Source organism: Paenibacillus sp. SAFN-117, assembly GCF_051966115.1.
GTDB lineage: Bacteria > Bacillota > Bacilli > Paenibacillales > NBRC-103111 > Paenibacillus_L > Paenibacillus_L residui.
Map to the genome: position 1 here is coordinate 66,107 of NZ_JBQCLK010000008.1, position 17,913 is coordinate 84,019.

Here is a 17,913-nt window from a genome sequence, read left to right on the forward strand (position 1 = left end):
ACAGGAGCGAATGGATATGAAGATGGACGCTGATCAGAGGCCGATGCCCAACAACGAACGTCAACCTATTCTCGATATTCATAATGTGTCCAAAAAGTTAGGGAGCCGTCAGATTATCCGGAATCTGAATCTGCAAGTTTATCCCGGAGAAGTGGTCGGCTTGCTCGGACCGAACGGGGCAGGCAAAACAACGCTTGTCCGCATGATTGTCGGGTTAATATCGACAACATCCGGCAGGATTGCAATTGCAGGTCACGATATTTCCCGGGAAAAGGTGAAGGCGTTAAGATATGTGGGCGCAATTGTCGAAAACCCGGAAATGTATAAATTTTTGTCAGGATATGATAATCTGCTTCATTATTCGAGAATGGCTCCGGGAGCGGATAAATACAGAATCGGGTACTTAAGCAAGCTCGTCGGGCTGGAATCCCGCATTCGCGATAAGGTTAAAACTTATTCGTTAGGCATGAGGCAGAGACTGGGGATCGCGCAAGCTTTGCTGCACCGTCCCTCCTTGCTGCTGCTGGATGAGCCGACCAACGGGCTGGATCCGGCAGGGATCCGCGAACTGAGAGATTATTTGAAAAAGCTCGCTCATGAAGAAAACGTGGCGGTTGTCGTCTCCAGCCATCTGCTGTCGGAAATGGAATTGATGTGCGACCGGGTGGCCATTATACAGGACGGAGCGATTAGGGATGTCCCAACCATTGTTCATAGCGTCGCTGTCGGAACTACAGAGCAGGTCACGGTTATGTTTAATATCGACCGTCCCGATTTGGCGAAAAATACGATAAAGGCTGGCTATGCCGATATGAAGGTCGAGGATGATCCGGCTGGAATTCGGGTAACTTCGGAGATCGGGCAGATTCCGTCCTTGAATGAATGCTTGGTCGTTGCCGGTGTCAAAGTGTATGAGATCCGAATTTTGGCAAAAAATTTGGAAGATAAATTCCTCGAAATCACAAGCACGGGGAATACGCTTCGGGAGAAAATAGGGGAGGGGAACCGGAAATGAATCTATGGCCGCTCATTCAAAATGAAAATATGAAAATATACAAAAGAATTCGCACCTGGATTTTCATAGGGCTGCTTGTTGGAGTGGCCATTGCCGTCTCGTTCCTTCCCTCGGCCGATAAGAATGATGAATGGTGGAAGCAGCTTAATGAAGCGAACAGCAGCTTGACTACAATGCTGGAAGATCCCTCTCTCTCCGATTTTGACAAGCAAAAGTTAAGGAACGAAATAGCCATTAACGAGTATAGGCTGAACTATAATCTTCCACCCGATGATTCGACTCTATGGGGAACCGTTCGGGATTACACGTTATTCATTTCATTCATTACTTTATTTACGGTCATTATCGCTTCGGATAGTGTGGCCAGAGAATATTCCTGGGGGACGATGAAGCTGTTGCTGATTCGCCCCGTGTCCAGATCACGCATTCTTTTTGCGAAATATTTATCCGTCCTTATGTTCGCGGTTTTCCTGCTGATTCTACTATTTGTCGTCTCCGTATTGGTTGGAGGGTTTAAATTCGGATTCTATGAAGCCTTTTCCCCTTATCTGTACGTAGCGAACGGCGAAGTCAAGGAAGGCTCCATTCTGCTGCATCTTCTTCAAATCTACGGGCTTAAATCCGTCCATCTGCTGATGATTGTCACTTTCGCCTTTACGATCTCTACACTGTTCAAGAACGGAACGCTGGCTGTCGCTTGTGCCATTGTACTCATGTTTACAGGGAATGCGCTCGTTCTCTTCTTCAGCGGCTATAGCTGGGTGAAATACTTGCTGTTCACCCATACCAATCTGCTTCCTTATCTGGAGGGCAGCGCACCTATGGAAGGATTAACGCCGAGCTTTTCCATTCTCATGTTGACTCTTTATTACCTGTTATTTATTGCACTTTCCTGGATTGTCTTCTCTCGAAGGGATGTGCGAAGCTGATATCGGCTATAGTTTATCCAGGTCTTGCAGCAAGCTGCGGATAGCATCGGGGTCCGGCTTTCCATTCTTTTTGAACCGGGTCAGCTTGTCATTAAGCAACTGGCCCAACCGCTCGTAATACTCATAAGATTCTGAAGTGGAAGGGTCAAACCAGACATAAGAATCGTCGTTAGAGCTGTTGCGAAGGTAGGGGCGATTCCACTGCTCGGGATAATGATACCCCTGTTCTCCGAGAACGATAGCCAATGCGTCGTCATGACCTATGGGCATGAAGTGATAATAAGTTTCCTTGTGACCGCCTTCCGATACATTCAAATGAATATAGTGATACATCAGGTAGTGTTCGCCGGTCTCTTTATCCTTGAGAAGCTCATAGGCTTCGGTTTCGTTCTCTTCCAGCTTCCTGGCCGTTTCCAATCTATGCTCCAATATAGTATGCGGAACTCGTTTCAGGTCGGTTAATGAATTACTCATTGTCGGCATCCTTTCGAAAAGATAGAGGTAATGCAATTATAGCATACGCATATAACCCAAACGGGCTTTCCTACTCTCACCTCATGAGTTGAACTAATCCTCATTTTAAAGACAACCTTACAAACCGGGTTCATCTAGGGGGGAATCCTCAGATAAGCCACCTTTACCTCCAAACCATAAATTAGCATATAGGAATCATAAGTTAGTCCATTGGATTGGGCGGAAGGTTTTGGTAGTGTTCAAATTGTAAGCGCTATCAAAATTAAAGCGAAAGGTGAGGATGAATCGTGTCTTGGACAAATCGATTAAGTCTGTGTCTGGCGGTTTTGCTTATGCTGACGCCATGGCTGCCGGCCGGCGGTGGCGGGATGTCGACAGCAAGAGCAGCGGAAACCGAAATGAACGTCAATTTGGCCATGGGGAAGCCGGCCTATTCAAGCAGCAAGACAAGCGACCGGGAAGCGGACAAAGCCGTGGACGGCAATCCGACAACTTACTGGCAGCCACTTGCGGCAGACCGGCAGGATATGAATGTATGGCTCTATGTGGATTTGGGGCGGCAGGAAACTTTCAACAAAACGGTCATTCAATTTAAAGCGGGCCGGTTCGCAGAATATAAGATTCAATATTCGGATGACGGTGTGGAATGGAAGGATGCCTTCGTCAAAAAAGGGAGTATCGGAAGCCTGGAAAATGTAATGTTCGAAGAGGTGACGGGACGATACGTCAAACTCGATCTTTCCTTGGCGAGCGATAACAACGTTCAAGTGGCGGAGTTCGAGGTTTATAACTTCGATGGGCAAATCAATCCGGAACCGGACAATTTGCAGAGCGTTTATTTTGTGAATGAGCAAGGTCAAAGATATAAGCTTAACGATCAGATTGAGATGACGAAAGATGAAGTGCTGACTCTTAAAGCAAAAGCGAGGCTGAATACAGGGGAAGAGGTTGATTTGGAGCATATTCCAAAGAAATTTTATACCTCTGCTGTGCAGAGTGCTACTATCGACCAGAACGGCGTCGTTACCGCTCTTCAAGCGGGTGCAAGCCAGGTATTTGTAGAAGTGCCGGTGCAAGGGGGGGAACTGATAAACGAAGATTTGTGGATTGTGGTCAAAGATCCGGAGGAATTTCATGCGGAAGCTCTAATCGCCGTGACGGACCTGACCCATCCCCGCATGAAAATCGAAATCGGCCAGCCGGCCGTTATCGTACCTGGGGATGTGTACCCGGAAATTCCGGTTAGAGCGAACGTAGATGCCTCGATCAGCATGGAGGTTCAAGTTAACGGAAGCACGATCGTCGGCCCGAGTAATCCAGTTGCATTCGCCAAAGGGGAGGAGAAGGCGCTAACCATTCCCGGTACGGCCGATGTTCCGGGACAGTATGCGGTGAAGCTGAAGATAGAAGCAGGCGGGGAAATCTACTATGATGCTTTCTACTTCACTGTATTGGAAGCTGATGCCGTACCGGCCGGTCAGAGCAGCGTTGCTTTTCTTAATGACCAAGGAAAGATGGTATATGTGCCGGATTATAAAGGCAATCAAATCCTTGATTTTTCCAATAGCGGCTATATGGGCGGAGGAGTCCGGCTGCCTGATGTTCAAGCAAGAATAGCTTTGGAACCGGGAGAAGGAGACGATACGGCCAGGATCCAGGAGGCTATCGACCAGGTCTCGTTAATGCCGGTCGGTCCGGACGGATTCCGCGGCGCAGTTTTATTGAAGCAGGGCACATTCCGTGTTGCCGGGACACTTAATATTCACACAGGCGGTGTCGTGCTCCGTGGGGAAGGCAAAGGCGAGGACGGAACGATTATTCTCGGAACGGGTAAGGCTGCAAGAAATTTGGTCGTCATCGGCCCCAACACGGCTCCGGTGGTAGATAACGGAAGCAGCGTAGAAATTACGGATTTATTCGTGCCTTCCGGTTCGCGGACCTTCCACGTGAAGGATGCTTCCGACTATCAAGTAGGCGATACGGTGATGGTACGCCGGGTAGGCAACAGCCGTTGGATTCACGAAATCGGAATGGATCATATATATATGAGGCCCGGAGGCAGCGGCACGAATCAGTGGACGCCGTTCAATCTCGATTTTGACCGGGTTATTACAGCCATCGACGGCAATCAGATTACTGTAGATGCCCCTTTGGCAAATTCGATCGAACGCAGATGGGGCGGCGGACTGATGCTCAAATATAATGACGAGGCTCGTATCGAGCATGTCGGAGTAGAAAATATTCGCGTCGTCAGCGAGTTTGACCCCAGCATCAAGGATACTACGAATGATAACGGAAAGACGGATCCGTATTATGCGGATGAACAGCATGCGGAACGCTTCGTGGTGTTTAACAGCGTCAAGAACGGCTGGGTGAGGGAGGTTACGGGATACCACCTGTCCTATGCGCTTGTTCAAATAGGCCGCCATGCCAAATGGATAACTGTGCAGGACAGCGAACAGTACGATATGGTCAGTATCATTACAGGCGGCCGGAGATACAGCTTTTATATACAAGGCCAGTTGAACCTGGTTCAGCGCACCTATGCGGAAACCTCGAGACATGCTTTTGTCTTTGACAGCCGTGTTCAGGGTCCGAATGTGTTCCTCGACAGTCAATCCACGAAGGATTACAATACGAGCGAACCGCATCACAGATGGTCCGTAGGCGGTCTATTCGATAACATAAGCGCACGGATCAATATACGTGACCGTGCATGGCTTGGCAGCGGACACGGCTGGTCTGGAGCCAACTATGTAACCTGGAATACCGAAGGAGGATTGGTCTCCCAACAGCCTCCGACTGCGCAGAATTATGCAATCGGTCATATTCCGAACAATGACGGCATTAACGTGTCTCCTCTTGTTCCGAGTTCCTATGATCCGCGCCCGAGAAACAATGGATTTTGGGAGCATGAAGGTATGCATGTCACTCCGGGAAGCCTGTATAAGCAGCAATTGAAGGAGAGACTGGGGACGGAAGCTTTGGAAAACATCAAGCGCACTCCGGTAGGGGGCGGCGACCTGGATGTACCGGATTCCGATTTCGGCGACCTGCCACTGCTGAAGGAAATTTTGGTAAACGGCGAAGCGCTGCCGGGTTTCTCCCCGGACAAATTCGATTATACTTATGAATTGCCGGTAGGTACGCAAGAGGTACCGCAGGTTGCGGCGAAAGGCCAGCCCGGCAGCACCGTTGAAGTGACTCAAGCGGGATCGCCCAATGGTAAAGCGGTCATTACCGCGCGGAGCGAAGAGGAAAATGCTTTCGTCCAATATACGGTCCAGTTCAAGTCGCTGGAAGTGTATGGGGATATTCCCCCTAATTTGACGGTCTATCCAATTATGACAGCACGGGCAAGTGACTCGCATAAAGATTATCCGCCGGAAAACGCCATTGACAAGGAGCTGGGAACCCGCTGGGCCGGCAAAGGGGAGCAGTGGATCGAATTTGATCTCGGCCAGGAGAGATTGATTTCCTATGTTCTGATGGCTCAATTCCAGTACTTGAAATATAAATTTGATATTGAGTTATCGACTGACGGAAATCAGTGGACCAAGGTGTACAGCGGTGAGAGCAGCGGATTGACGGAGCTTCTGGAAGGATACCCGATACCGGACACTTATGCGCGGTATTTGAGAGTGGTAGGTCATGGCAACAACAAGGATGCCTGGAATAATGTCAACGAGATTGTTATTGCCGGCGATGTGCCTCCCGACAAACCGGACAGGCCTGACAGACCCGACAGGCCAGACAGACCCGACAGGCCAGATAGACCTGACAGACCCGACAGGCCTGACAAACCTGACAGACCTGACAGACCCGACAGACCTGACAGACCTGACAGACCTGACAGACCTGACAGACCTGACAGACCTGACAGACCGGACAGACCGGACAGGCCTGACAGACCGGACAGGCCGGATAGGCCTGACAGGCCCGACAGGCCGAACAGGCCCAACTGACCCACGGAATTTACCCGAGGCCAGGGCCTACTAGTAGATTCTATACGTCAGCCTATTAACTAATGAATAAGGAGAAATAATCTGGAAGAAACAGCCGGGGGCAGTTCCCGGCTGTTTTTCTATATCCGGCCGCGCCTCCAAGGTCCGCCACAGGGGGAAGATCGCAATGGAGCCAACGGTTTGGGCCAATCGTAAAAAAACACAACTCAGGGAGGATAACTCCATTGTCTCTGATGCCGCTTTCAGAGTAAGATCAGCCATATGAGAACTTCAGTTTAATGGGGGGAGAGGTGCAGATGGCTAGCAAAATCCAGCCTTCCGATCGGGTCCAATACCGATTTGCCAACAAACGAGAGCTTTGGGGAATGGTGCGAAAATATAAAGCGCTTTACTTGCTTTCAATTCCGGGGATTATTTATTTTATTATTTTTAAATACATCCCCTTATTCGGGAGCGCCATGGCTTTTCAGAATTATAATCTGTTCAAAGGGTTTTGGGGAAGCGAATGGGTCGGGTTGGCACATTTTAAACGAATGTTCGCCTACGACGAATTTCTAACTATTTTCAAAAATACTTTATTGATTGGTTTGTATGATCTGTTCATCGCCTTCCCGATTCCAATCCTCCTGGCGCTGCTGCTCAACGAGATGCGCATTATTGTCTACAAAAGAATTCTGCAAACGATCGTTTACATGCCGCACTTTCTGTCCTGGGTCATAATTGGCGGAATCGCCATCGGAATTCTGTCGCCGACGACCGGAGTCGTTAACGAAATCCTCGGCCGGTTCGGGGTGGAGCCGATATATTTCCTTGGAGAAGAATCCTACATCCGCAGTATTCTGATCGGCTCCGGCATTTGGAAAGACAGCGGATGGGGAACGATCATTTACTTGGCCGCTCTGGCCGGCATTAATCCGGAACTGTATGAGTCTGCCGTCATAGACGGGGCCAATCGCTGGCGCCAAACGATTTCGATTACGATTCCATCGATTCTTCCTACGATCATGATTCTTTTCCTGCTCCACATCGGCAATTTCCTTGATTTCGGATTTGAGAGGGTTTATGTCTTCTTGAATTCCTTGAATGCGGACAAGGGAGAGATTCTCGACACCTACATCTATAGGGCCGGTCTGCTGGAGAAGCAGTACAGCTATACGACGGCCATCGGTTTATTCAAATCCGTAGTCGGACTTCTGCTGATCATGATTGGTAACACCTTAAGCAAGAAGGCAACCGGAGACTCACTTTATTAAGGCAGGTGTAGAGAAATGAAAAGAATGAGCAAGGGAGAACGAATTTTTCAGGTTTTCAATTACTTTATAATCACGCTGATCGCCTTAAGCATGCTGCTTCCAATTTTGCATGTGCTGGCTCAATCCTTAAGCGGTGAACTGGCTATTAACTCGGGAAAGGTGACGATACTTCCTGTAGATTTCACATTCGTCAACTACCAGATTGTTCTTAAAGATATGTCGGTTTGGAGAGCGTTTATGGTGAGTGTTGTCGTGACGGTGTTCGGAACCTTGTTCAATCTGGCGGCAACGGCCTCACTGGCTTATCCGTTATCCAGATCGGAATATTTGGGACGCAGGTACGTGCTCATGATGGTGCTGCTAACGTTTATTTTCAGCGCACCGCTGATTCCAAACTACTTGCTGATCCGTTCCCTGGGGATGCTCGATACTTTATGGGCGCTGATCATTCCGGGAGCCATAAGTGCTTACAATCTGTTCATCATGCGGTCATTCTTTAATAACCTGCCGGGTGAATTGATTGACTCCGGAAGGATCGATGGTGCCGGCGAGATGAGAATTCTGTGGAGCATTGTGCTTCCGCTGTCCAAGCCGGCTATGGCTACGATGGGACTGTTCTATGCCGTATCCCACTGGAATTCGTATTCCAGTGCCATGTACTATATTAACAACAGGGCCCTGTACCCGCTTCAAGTTCGTCTGCGGGAGATCGTCATTACCGATACATTCGGGGAAATGGATTCCTCCTTTGAAAATCTGGCCAATATGTCTCCAGAAGGGATGAAAATGGCGGTCATTGCGATTTCTACGCTGCCCATTATGATGGTCTATCCTTTCTTGCAGAAGTATTTCATTAAAGGAATGCTTATCGGTTCCATTAAATCGTAAAAGAACACAAGGCATAATAAAATTCCCAATACAAGGGAAGAAGAGCAAACGTTATCATTGGTAACAAGACTGGAAACGTTATCAATACAATTATAGAAAGAAGGGGTAAACATGAAAAAGGCATGGGGTCTGGCATTAGCCGGGGTTCTGGCTGTAACGACTCTCTCCGGCTGTGCCGGCGGAGGCAAGGAAGCTTCACCATCTCCCAATACGGGGGCAGGGGAGGAAAAGCCCGGCGAAGCCAAGAAGGAGCCGACGAAGTTCTCGATTTCCTTCTCTACGTCCGGGAACCCATATTTGGAGTCTTCGCCCGACATTAATAAGGACAAATGGGTATTGAAGCTGGAAGAGCTGACCAACACCGATCTTAACATTATTCCTGTGTCGCATAAGGAATTCGATCAGAAAATGAGCTTGATGTTCGCCGGTAACGACATTCCGGACGTCGTCGGAAATCTGAGAGGCGGCCCAACGACTTCATCTATGGCCGGATCGGTGGAAGCCGGAGTGTTCAGACCTCTGGACGATTTGCTGAAAGAGCATGCCCCGAATCTGATGGCCCAGGTTCCTAAAGAAGCTTGGGAAGAGACCAGCTTTGAAGGAAAAATATACGGAATTCCGCTGTGGATCTCCAATCCTTCCCGGCGTGCAACCTTCCTTCGCACCGATCTTCTGGAAAAAACCGGTTTGCCAATGCCGAAGACGGCGGACGAATTTCTCGATGTTCTGCGGGCATTCAAAGAATTGGGAGTGGAATACCCGTACCAGTTCCGAGAAAATTTCAAGTATGCCGATACTTTCCTGGGAGCTTACGACGTGCTGCCTTTCCAATTTGAACTGCAGGACGGCCAGGTCGTACCGAAATTTTTTGACGTAGAGAATATGACCAAAGCATTGGAAGCTTATAAGGCCATGTATGATGAAGGCCTGATTCCCAAAGATTTCGCAACGGTGACACAAGCCGATTACACCAAAAACATCAGTGCGGGCAAGGCGGGAATGTGGGCTGCCAATGCGGAAGGGCTGGCCGGGTTTAGAACGAAAATCAAGGAAGCCGATCCCAACAGCAGAGTGGATATTGTCGCTTCGCCGACAGGCACGGACGGCAAGGGAGGTCTTCAGCACGTTGCTGCTATTTCACAAACCTATTATATTAATAGCAAGGTGAGTGAAGAAACAGCGATCGACATCATTAAGTTCTTCGACTGGATGACGACGGAAGAAGCGGAAATGTTCTTCTCTTTCGGAATCGAAGGCGATACTTACACGATAGAAAATGGCAAGGTTAATTACAAATTCCCGGTAACCAAAGAGGAAGTGGACGAGGAAGGCTTCCGCAGCGGGAATCTCTGGATGGTTCACGACGGCACTTATAGAAAGAAATTGGCGGAATTAACCGAGGACGGCAAAGATATGCTGGACGCTTTCGATAACATTCTCGCCCACGAAGGTCGTCCGGGAATTACATTCAACCCTAATCTGAGCAGCTTTACTAAATATCCGGATCTGGCTCCGGGCGGAGATGTGGGGCCGAAGCTCATCCTGGATCATATGATCAAGATGATCTATGGCAGGGAGCCGATCTCTGACTGGCCTAAAGTCATCGAGGAGTACAAGGCCAAGGGCGGAGATGAAATCATTAAGGAAGCGACGGAAAGGTATAAAAACAACGATGGGGTCATCGACCGCACGAAGTGATCTTCCATGGAGCCCCGGGGAAAAATGGTTTTACAACAGCCAAGCCCCGGGGCTATAATAGACGGGACTTCAGTACATGTGATAGTCAATCATTTCGGTATCTGCTGCGACGTTCGTTCGGGCGGATACTTTTTTCCATCCTTAGATGGAGAGAAGGGGGGACGAGGCTGTGAACTTACTTATCGTTGATGACGAGCCGGTCATTCGCAAAGGATTGGTCAGGATGGCCGAGCAGTATCATTCGTCTCTTGCCAGCATATATACCGCCAATAATGGTGTGCATGCGCTTGAGGTTGTACAGGAACATAAGCCTGAAATCATCTTCACGGACATCCGGATGCCCAAGATGGACGGGTTGGAGCTATGCAGGCATATTCATGAGCAGTACGATCATATTCAAACCGTAGTCATTTCCGGCTACGGGGATTTTGCTTATGCACAGCAGTGCTTGACTTACGGGGTAAAGCACTATTTATTGAAGCCGGTTACAAAGCCTGATGTTCATGCCATATTGGACAAATTGCTGAATAAGCCGGTCAAAGGCTACATTCCCATTTCCAGGTATGTGGAATGGATTGATCAGGCGGATCAGTGCATCTGGTCCTTGGACCAGGAGAAGGTGAAGAAGCTGGTTCAGCAGTGGAAAGAAGACTGCTTCTCGACGGGAATGAATGCGCTTCAATGCAGCGAATTGCTTAAAGATTGTATAAGCATGCTTGAGAGAAGGCTGCAGGCTAGAGACTCCTCTTTTCCCCGGATCTCCTCGGAATATATGGGAGCGCGGACCCGGGAGGAAGCATTCGATTTTTTCGAACGGCAGTTGGAGCGGATCATGGATGAGCTGAGCCTGAAAAGAAACGGCCGGTTCAAGGATCCTCTGGAGGAGGCGAAGGCCTATATCGAGCTTCATCTGTCCGAGGAAATCTCCCTCGAGGAGGTTGCGGAGAAAGCCGGATTTACGCCCAATTACTTCAGCTCCCTGTTCAAAAAGATGACGAACGAAACCTTCGTCCAATACCGGATCAAGAGAAGGATGGAAAAAGCGCAGCAGCTGCTCGCGGTTCCGCATTTTCGCATTGTGGATGTCGCGGCGGAGGTCGGATACGAGGACTATCCCCATTTTACGAAGATGTTTAAAAAAGTGACCGGTCAGTCTCCGTCGGAATACCGGGCCAAGCTGGGGATTAAATGATCAAGGGCAGTCTGTACCGGAAACTACTCTTGTATTTTCTCGTCATCATAGTAGCGACTCTCGTTTCCGTCGGCATATCCACCTACAGTAAATCTTCGAAAGAGCTGGATGACCAAATCAGGCGCCATATGTCGCAAATTATTAACAATGCCATTAATCATACCGACCTGTACCTGAAATCGTATGAGCGTTCCATTATCGCGCTTCTGAACAATCGGGATGTGAAGAAATTTATAGACCTACCCAATCCGCCGGAAGATTACGATTATTATCATTATCGCAAGCTTATCAAGGAAGTCGGGCTGCAGCCGATCCTGATCCGGAATCCGGAGATATTGTCCATTTATATTATCAGCTTTGACGGCAACGCGATCTATGATTATAACGGCATGCCGGATGAAACTTTCTCTTCCGCCGAAATAGAGGAGCAGCTCCGGTATTTGCTGGAATACACGAAGCCGGACGGCAGCTTATCGATCATGAACAGCAGCATTTTTCCATCGTATGACAAGCAGGTGGTGAGGCTTGCCCGGCAGATCAAGGGCTACTCCTCTACCGATTACAAGGGAATTCTCGCCATTGAAATTAAATCAATGGAGCTGTCTGCTCTGTGGAACGGAGTCGATTTGGGCGAGGACGGTTATTTTTTTATCGTGGATAAGATGGGGAAAATCGTCTATCATCCGGATCCTTCCCGGATTCGTACCGATGTGGAAGGAACGTTCAGGGACAACATTTTACACGCGGATGAGCAGATGTTTATGGTGAACGAAGAAGGCCGCGAGCGGATGTTCATGAGCCGCAAGTCGGATTATTCCGGCTGGAATCTGGTCGTATCCATGCCAATGGATGAAATTATGAAGCCCGTCTCAAGCATAAGGATGACGACGATCATTGTAGGATTGTTCACGTTTGCATTCGCTTCTCTGCTGGCGTACCGGTTCAGCCGCTCCATTACCCGCCCCATCCAGGTACTCAAAAAAGGAATGAGGCAAACGGAAAAAGGAAACTGGATGATGATTCCGCTGCCCGAGCAGAAGGATGAAATCACGGAGCTTATGGTCCGTTACAATCTGATGGTCAACCGATTGTCCGAGTTGGTGGAGCAGGTTTATGAGGCGGAGCTGAAAAATCACGAAACCCAGATGGAGAGACAGAAGGCGGAATTCCAATCGCTGCAGCTTCAGATTAATCCCCACTTTCTGTACAACACTCTGGAGACGATTGTATGTTACGCCGCAGTGCAGGATTCAGAGGAAATATCGGATATTGTGAAAGCGATGGCATACATGCTCCGGTATTCGATTCAGACCAATCTGGAGGAGATTACCGTTGCGAATGAATTGAACCACGTCCTTAACTATATGATTATTCTAAAACACCGAATAGACCGCGAATTCGAAATTGATGTGTCCGTTCCTCCAAGATTTTTGCTGAAGAAGATGGTGCGTCTGACCCTGCAGCCTTTGGTGGAAAATGTGTTTCAGCATGCCTTTCCGGATGGAGTGGAGGATCATCACTGGATACGGATCGATGCGGAGGAGAAGGGAGACCGGTTCCGCGTCATCGTGGAGGACAATGGGGTCGGGATCGCACTTGATCATTTGCAGCGGCTGCAGTCCAAGCTGCAGACCAATCGGCTTGCGGATGAGGAGGATGGCTCGCGGAAGGATAAAGGCGGGATTGGAATGGTTAATGTTCACCGGCGTATCCAAATGGTGTTCGGAGAGGAGTATGGGCTGACGATAGAGAGTGAGCCGGGACGAGGGACCAGAATGATTATGAATATGCCCCTGCATGGCAACGGAATCAAACCTCCGGGAACGGCTTGAACGGATTATGGGACAGGACAGCTCTATTGCTTGGGCGAACCCGTTTGCGAATCGGGACGTCAGCAAGTCCTGCCCCCTGCGGAGTTCCGGGAAACCGGGTGTTAGAGGAGGCGACCTTGGTCCGATAAGTGCCAGCCGTTAAACGAACATGGGAGAGGAGCTTTGTATATGGAAAATCGTTGGATTTCCGCTGACAAAGGCTGGGAGGAGGTGGCGGCCGGCGTATGGAGACTTCGCGTCGGGAATCCTTCCGGGCGGACGCCGTCTTCGATCGTCCAGCCGTTACATAAGACGGAGGCGCTGGAGCGAATGGGAAGCGGCAGCCTGCCTTTCCAACTGAGTGAGATTGAGCTTAGGACGGACCAGCTTCGAACCGTCATTACTCTTCCGCTGCAAAGGGATGAGCGGCTGTATGGGCTGGGTCTTCAGTTCATGCGGATGAATCATCGCGGGCGGACGAGATATTTGCGTGTGAACAGCGATCCGAAGCAGGATACCGGCGAGACTCATGCGCCGGTTCCATGGTACGTCTCCAGTCTTGGATACGGAATATATGTAGATACCTCGCGCATCGCAACCATTTACTGCGGGTCCGCAGTGCGTTCGGACTGTCTGTACGGGGAAGCGAAGGACCGCAACAGCGACCCGGACTGGAAGGCGACTCCGGTTTCGGACCAAGTCGAGATGGTTATCCCGGATCAGGGGGCTGAGTTGTATGTATTTGCCGGCCCGACCATATTGGATGCGGTTCGCCGCTATAACCTGTATCATGGCGGGGGAGTCCTGCCTCCAAGATGGGGGCTGGGCTTCTGGCACCGGGTGCCGAAGAGCTATTCGGCGGATGAGGTGCTGAAGGAAGCCATGGAATTTCGCGAGCGGGGGGTGCCGTGCGATGTCATCGGGCTGGAGCCGGGTTGGCACAGCAGAAGCTATCCGGTAACGTACGAGTGGCATGAAGGGAGATTCCCGGATCCGGCCGGCTTTGTAGACGAGATGAAGAAGAACGGTTTCCGCGTCAATCTGTGGGAGCATCCTTACGTATCTCCGGATGCAGGAATCTACGAGCCGCTTAAGGCACTATCCGGCTCCCATACGGTATGGCATGGATTGGTGCCGGACTATACATTGCCGGAAGCGCGGCAAATTTACAGCGATCAGCACCGCCGGGAGCATGTGGACAAGGGAGTGTCCGGATATAAGCTGGACGAATGCGATGGGAGCGAACTGACGCGTAATTCATGGATATTTCCCGAGCATGCCGAGTTTCCGTCCGGGTATGATGGCGAGCAAATGCGCCAGATCTACGGCTTGGCGCTGCAGAAGATGACAGCGGACCTGTTCCGCGCCGCCGGCCGAAGAACCTACGGTCTCGTCAGAGCGTCCAATGGATGCGCCTCTTCCATGCCTTATGTTCTGTATTCCGACTTGTATGATCACCGCTCTTTCGTACGGGCATTATGCAATTCCGGCTTCAGCGGCTTGCTGTGGACTCCCGAGGTGCGGAAAGCGGAGAATGCGGAAGACTGGGTCCGGCGGATGCAGGTAGTCTGCTTGTCGCCGCTGGCCATGCTGAACGCTTGGGCGGACGGGACGAAGCCGTGGTCCTTCCCCGAAGCTGAGCCTGTCGTCATCAAGTATATCCGCTTGAGAATGCGGTTGATTCCATATCTATACTCGGCCTTCGCCCGCTATCACGAAGAAGGGGTTCCTCCTATCCGGCCGATGGCCCTGGAAGAAGCGTTCGCGGCCCGAAATGCGCGGGGGGAGAGTAAGCTGGACTCGACGGATTTCGCGTATGGGGCTTCAGCGGAAAGCGAGCTGGACGACCAATATATGCTCGGTGATTCCATGCTGGTAGCTCCTCTGTTCGCCGGTGAACGGAGCCGCCAGGTTTATTTGCCGGAAGGGGTATGGTACGATTTCGATACCGGAATCCGTCATGAAGGGGGACGTTATATCGAGGCCTCCCCCGGACTGGACACTATTCCTGTCTATGTGCGGGACGGCTCGATCATTCCGATGATGCCGGAGCTGCCGCATGTCCCGCGACAAGGGGAGCAGGTAGCTATCGAGCTGCATCATTATGGCACGGCCTCGGGCAAGTTCCGCTTGTTCGATGATGACGGAGAAAGCTTCGCTTACGAACAAGGGGAGTATCGGTGGCGGGAAGCCGTGCTTCGGGTGTTGGAAGAGGGCCGCTACGAAACATCGGTCTCCCCGGCCGAACAGGGCTGGTCTTCGGCTTATAGCGGGTTTACTTGGGTATGTCACCATTTAGGCACGAAATAGGAGCAGGCAGAAGAGGGCGGTCACAGGCAGTGGATCGGGATTGGCCTGTTTCTAATTAGGATATAATAGGAATCATTCTGGTTACTCACCGTGTTTAAATAGGAGGGACGACATGAAGGATAAGGATAAACTGGAGAAAATCGTTACGGAGACTCTGCTGGAGGGAGAATTCAATAAGGGTGATCCGGATGATGAAGCGGTCGGACGCCTACCATCCAAATATGAAATCCGGCAGACCGTCCAGTTGGATCCCATCGTTGAGGAGACGAAGCGGTTCCGGACCATGGGTAAAGAAGTGGATGACCGGTATGATGAATATATGAAACGGGCCAACAGGGAAGATCCCGAGGACGGGGATAAGAATTAGAAGCGGCTCTCAAAAAGTTTCATAGAGATGAGGGGGGCTGCCGCCCCAGCCTGCCAAACCTGCCGGGATAATCATGCGGCAGGTTTTCTCTTTCTTACCTGAGAAGGCGGATCGGTTTCTTGTATAAAGGGTACAGCCACTTAACCCCGCTCGGTGTAAAAGTATCTGCCAGCAGGTGAGAAAAATAGCTGATGGCGGACAAAGCGGCGATCCCCTCAATACCGACTTGACGCTCCAATCCCAACCCGATTGCCCACCATAGAAATACAGCCCATAAGGTATGGGTCATCCCTCTGTGCTTTAACCAAGGGGCCCAGGAAATGAACAGGCCGAGTCCGGCCATCCAGATCATTTCATTCTGCCATCCCCAATAAATCAGACCGATCCCGATAAGACTCAGCAGAAAATTGCGGATAACTCCTTGACGCGTAATCAGGCCGAGAAGAAACAGGGCGGTGGCCACCATAGTCCACTCCATATAGAAGAGATGGCGGTAAAAATAGAAGTAAAGAACAGCCCCTACGGATAAAATCCCCAGGCCCAGAATGCTTTCTCGGAGCAGCTTGGACATTTTATCCAATTTGCCGCTCAGAATGCTGTTGCCGTCCAGGTCGGCACTTAAGGAGGAGAAGGCGGCCGCCGCCACACACATAGCCCCTTCTTTAAAATCCATCGAATGGTACAGTCCGGCAAACACGCCAATGGCCGCGCCGATAGCAAGATGAGTAGAGCCTTTCATAATTCCTCCCGAATTAGAAACATATGTTCTGATCTTTTATTATACACTTTGTAACTGCATTTAACAATCGCCGCGACCGCTTATATGGCAATATTTTCGAGAGAGCTTGAGCGGCATGAAAAAAGAACCTCCAATCATCATTATTCAATGAGATTGCCGAGGTTCTTATAAATTATTATTGCATATCGGTTAAGGTAAACGGTGAAACCCTATCGGGCCGGAATTATACGCATTACTCCGGCGAATCGGTGCCATCCAACAGGATGATGGCTTGTGCGGAGCTTTGGGGCGGCAAGCTCATGGTCATGATCGGACCGTAATAAGCTTTGATTTTCGCTCCCTCCCGGATTTCGTCCGCTTTGGCGGGCTCCGCCATCGCTCCTGATCGGATTACCGTATCCTCAGCGATATGAAGAATGACGCCGCTGGTTGGATCGCCTTCTTTCTCGTCCACCTTGATAGTCCATCCATGATCGGTGGATTTGACGGACTGTACGGTACCTTCCACTTGTCCGAGCTCATGAATGATACGGAAGGCTTCAGCGCGGGTTTGCGGCGGGAGGCTGCGGGTCATGGCCAGACTATAAGTCGCTTCTATTTTCATTCCAGGCTTTAATTCAGGTGCTTCTTTAGAATCCTCGGACTCGGGTCCGGTGATGTTTAGGTCTGCAGGGACGATCAGCCGGATCACCGGATACGGAGAATCCGCCCCCAAGGATAGTACGTTGACAATCCGATCTCCACTGTTGGCCGCTGCCTGCACGTCCAGTACTATGGCCTCCATCGTATCGGTGACAGCCTCCTTCGGCCCATTCTGGATATCGATTCTGTACTCCTGCTCGTTCCAGATTACATTCATGCCGAGCGCTTCTCCCAAATCACGGACCGGTAAATAAGCCACTCCGTCCACCATTAGGGGCGTCATGGGGGATTCGGGGGCTTGTCCGTCAATGGCTACTTTCATCTTATGGTTAAATATCGCCTTGACCTCCGTCCAGTCCGCGGTTGAGGCAGCGACTGCGGTAGACCCGATCAATCCTACAGACAAAGCAACGACAGCGACTGATTTTAGCATCTTGTTCATTATGTATCCTCCTGATTGTCAATGGTGGGAATTTCCTTTGCATCTATGTAGACGGGAAGAAGGCCCAGAATGTTGCATGATACATTCAATATTTTATTTTAAATGCAGATGACATCGCTATAAAGCGCTTCCACAGGAAAAGCGTCAGTCTCCTTCCTCTTCCTCGGGCAGATCGGGGAGGACTTCCC

13 protein-coding genes are annotated in these 17,913 nt (G+C 50.2%); 10 read left to right on the top strand and 3 right to left on the bottom strand.

Features of this window, described 5'->3' with window-relative positions; genetic code table 11:
• Positions 1–16: 16 nt before the first annotated feature.
• Both ACTHRH_RS07300 and ACTHRH_RS07305 read left to right on the top strand, forming a co-directional pair.
• Positions 17–1,015: an ABC transporter ATP-binding protein gene (locus tag ACTHRH_RS07300; protein ID WP_225312775.1), complete on the top strand. Its 999-nt coding sequence runs from the start codon at positions 17–19 to the stop codon at positions 1,013–1,015.
• Positions 1,012–1,944, top strand: a complete 933-nt coding sequence (locus ACTHRH_RS07305) for an ABC transporter permease (protein ID WP_440414824.1) — start codon at positions 1,012–1,014, stop codon at positions 1,942–1,944. Before ACTHRH_RS07300 ends, ACTHRH_RS07305 begins: the two co-directional genes overlap by 4 nt.
• A 6-nt stretch (positions 1,945–1,950) precedes the next feature.
• Here the strand turns inward: ACTHRH_RS07305 and ACTHRH_RS07310 are convergent, their stop codons facing one another.
• Positions 1,951–2,418: a hypothetical protein gene (locus tag ACTHRH_RS07310; RefSeq protein WP_144939071.1), complete on the bottom strand. Its 468-nt coding sequence runs from the start codon at positions 2,416–2,418 to the stop codon at positions 1,951–1,953.
• A 287-nt stretch (positions 2,419–2,705) separates the two neighbouring features.
• On the opposite strand from ACTHRH_RS07310, the gene ACTHRH_RS07315 reads away from it, so the two are divergent.
• The 8 genes from ACTHRH_RS07315 to ACTHRH_RS07350 all read left to right on the top strand — a co-directional run bounded on the left by ACTHRH_RS07315 (position 2,706) and on the right by ACTHRH_RS07350 (position 15,902).
• Complete coding sequence (locus ACTHRH_RS07315; protein ID WP_440414826.1) at positions 2,706–6,383, top strand: discoidin domain-containing protein; 3,678 nt, start codon at positions 2,706–2,708, stop codon at positions 6,381–6,383.
• Positions 6,384–6,679: 296 nt separating this feature from the next.
• Positions 6,680–7,636, top strand: coding sequence for an ABC transporter permease (locus ACTHRH_RS07320; protein WP_144939078.1), 957 nt, complete (start codon positions 6,680–6,682; stop codon positions 7,634–7,636).
• A 15-nt stretch (positions 7,637–7,651) separates the two neighbouring features.
• Positions 7,652–8,524, top strand: a complete 873-nt coding sequence (locus ACTHRH_RS07325) for a carbohydrate ABC transporter permease (protein WP_144939080.1) — start codon at positions 7,652–7,654, stop codon at positions 8,522–8,524.
• 111 nt (positions 8,525–8,635) lie between these two features.
• Positions 8,636–10,222 carry an extracellular solute-binding protein gene (locus ACTHRH_RS07330; RefSeq protein ID WP_379288112.1) on the top strand — a complete coding sequence of 529 codons (1,587 nt, stop codon included), beginning with the start codon at positions 8,636–8,638 and terminating at the stop codon, positions 10,220–10,222.
• Between the two features lie 169 nt (positions 10,223–10,391).
• The gene (locus tag ACTHRH_RS07335) at positions 10,392–11,414 is read left to right on the top strand and encodes a response regulator transcription factor (RefSeq protein WP_150960311.1); all 1,023 of its coding nucleotides are present in this window, start codon (positions 10,392–10,394) and stop codon (positions 11,412–11,414) included.
• Positions 11,411–13,246: a cache domain-containing sensor histidine kinase gene (locus tag ACTHRH_RS07340; RefSeq protein WP_440414830.1), complete on the top strand. Its 1,836-nt coding sequence runs from the start codon at positions 11,411–11,413 to the stop codon at positions 13,244–13,246. The genes ACTHRH_RS07335 and ACTHRH_RS07340 overlap by 4 nt, the downstream gene beginning before the upstream one ends.
• A gap of 168 nt (positions 13,247–13,414) precedes the next feature.
• A complete protein-coding gene (locus ACTHRH_RS07345; protein ID WP_440414832.1) occupies positions 13,415–15,535 on the top strand; it encodes a TIM-barrel domain-containing protein in 2,121 nt (706 codons plus the stop codon).
• Positions 15,536–15,647: 112 nt separating this feature from the next.
• Positions 15,648–15,902, top strand: coding sequence for a hypothetical protein (locus ACTHRH_RS07350; protein WP_144939090.1), 255 nt, complete (start codon positions 15,648–15,650; stop codon positions 15,900–15,902).
• Between the two features lie 94 nt (positions 15,903–15,996).
• On the opposite strand, the gene ACTHRH_RS07355 is transcribed toward ACTHRH_RS07350, so the two are convergent.
• Both ACTHRH_RS07355 and ACTHRH_RS07360 read right to left on the bottom strand, forming a co-directional pair.
• A complete protein-coding gene (locus ACTHRH_RS07355; protein ID WP_440414834.1) occupies positions 15,997–16,641 on the bottom strand; it encodes a metal-dependent hydrolase in 645 nt (214 codons plus the stop codon).
• A 232-nt stretch (positions 16,642–16,873) separates the two neighbouring features.
• Complete coding sequence (locus ACTHRH_RS07360; protein ID WP_440414836.1) at positions 16,874–17,725, bottom strand: stalk domain-containing protein; 852 nt, start codon at positions 17,723–17,725, stop codon at positions 16,874–16,876.
• Positions 17,726–17,913 lie beyond the last annotated feature (188 nt).

What these genes read in the sequence shown, in the direction of transcription:
- ACTHRH_RS07300 (WP_225312775.1), top strand. Translation starts at nt 17, where the DNA reads ATGAAGATGGACGCTGATCAGAGGCCGATGCCCAACAACGAACGTCAA.
- ACTHRH_RS07305 (WP_440414824.1), top strand. Translation starts at nt 1,012, where the DNA reads ATGAATCTATGGCCGCTCATTCAAAATGAAAATATGAAAATATACAAA.
- ACTHRH_RS07310 (WP_144939071.1), bottom strand. Translation starts at nt 2,418, where the DNA reads ATGAGTAATTCATTAACCGACCTGAAACGAGTTCCGCATACTATATTG.
- ACTHRH_RS07320 (WP_144939078.1), top strand. Translation starts at nt 6,680, where the DNA reads ATGGCTAGCAAAATCCAGCCTTCCGATCGGGTCCAATACCGATTTGCC.
- ACTHRH_RS07325 (WP_144939080.1), top strand. Translation starts at nt 7,652, where the DNA reads ATGAAAAGAATGAGCAAGGGAGAACGAATTTTTCAGGTTTTCAATTAC.
- ACTHRH_RS07330 (WP_379288112.1), top strand. Translation starts at nt 8,636, where the DNA reads ATGAAAAAGGCATGGGGTCTGGCATTAGCCGGGGTTCTGGCTGTAACG.
- ACTHRH_RS07340 (WP_440414830.1), top strand. Translation starts at nt 11,411, where the DNA reads ATGATCAAGGGCAGTCTGTACCGGAAACTACTCTTGTATTTTCTCGTC.
- ACTHRH_RS07345 (WP_440414832.1), top strand. Translation starts at nt 13,415, where the DNA reads ATGGAAAATCGTTGGATTTCCGCTGACAAAGGCTGGGAGGAGGTGGCG.
- ACTHRH_RS07350 (WP_144939090.1), top strand. Translation starts at nt 15,648, where the DNA reads ATGAAGGATAAGGATAAACTGGAGAAAATCGTTACGGAGACTCTGCTG.
- ACTHRH_RS07355 (WP_440414834.1), bottom strand. Translation starts at nt 16,641, where the DNA reads ATGAAAGGCTCTACTCATCTTGCTATCGGCGCGGCCATTGGCGTGTTT.
- ACTHRH_RS07360 (WP_440414836.1), bottom strand. Translation starts at nt 17,725, where the DNA reads ATGAACAAGATGCTAAAATCAGTCGCTGTCGTTGCTTTGTCTGTAGGA.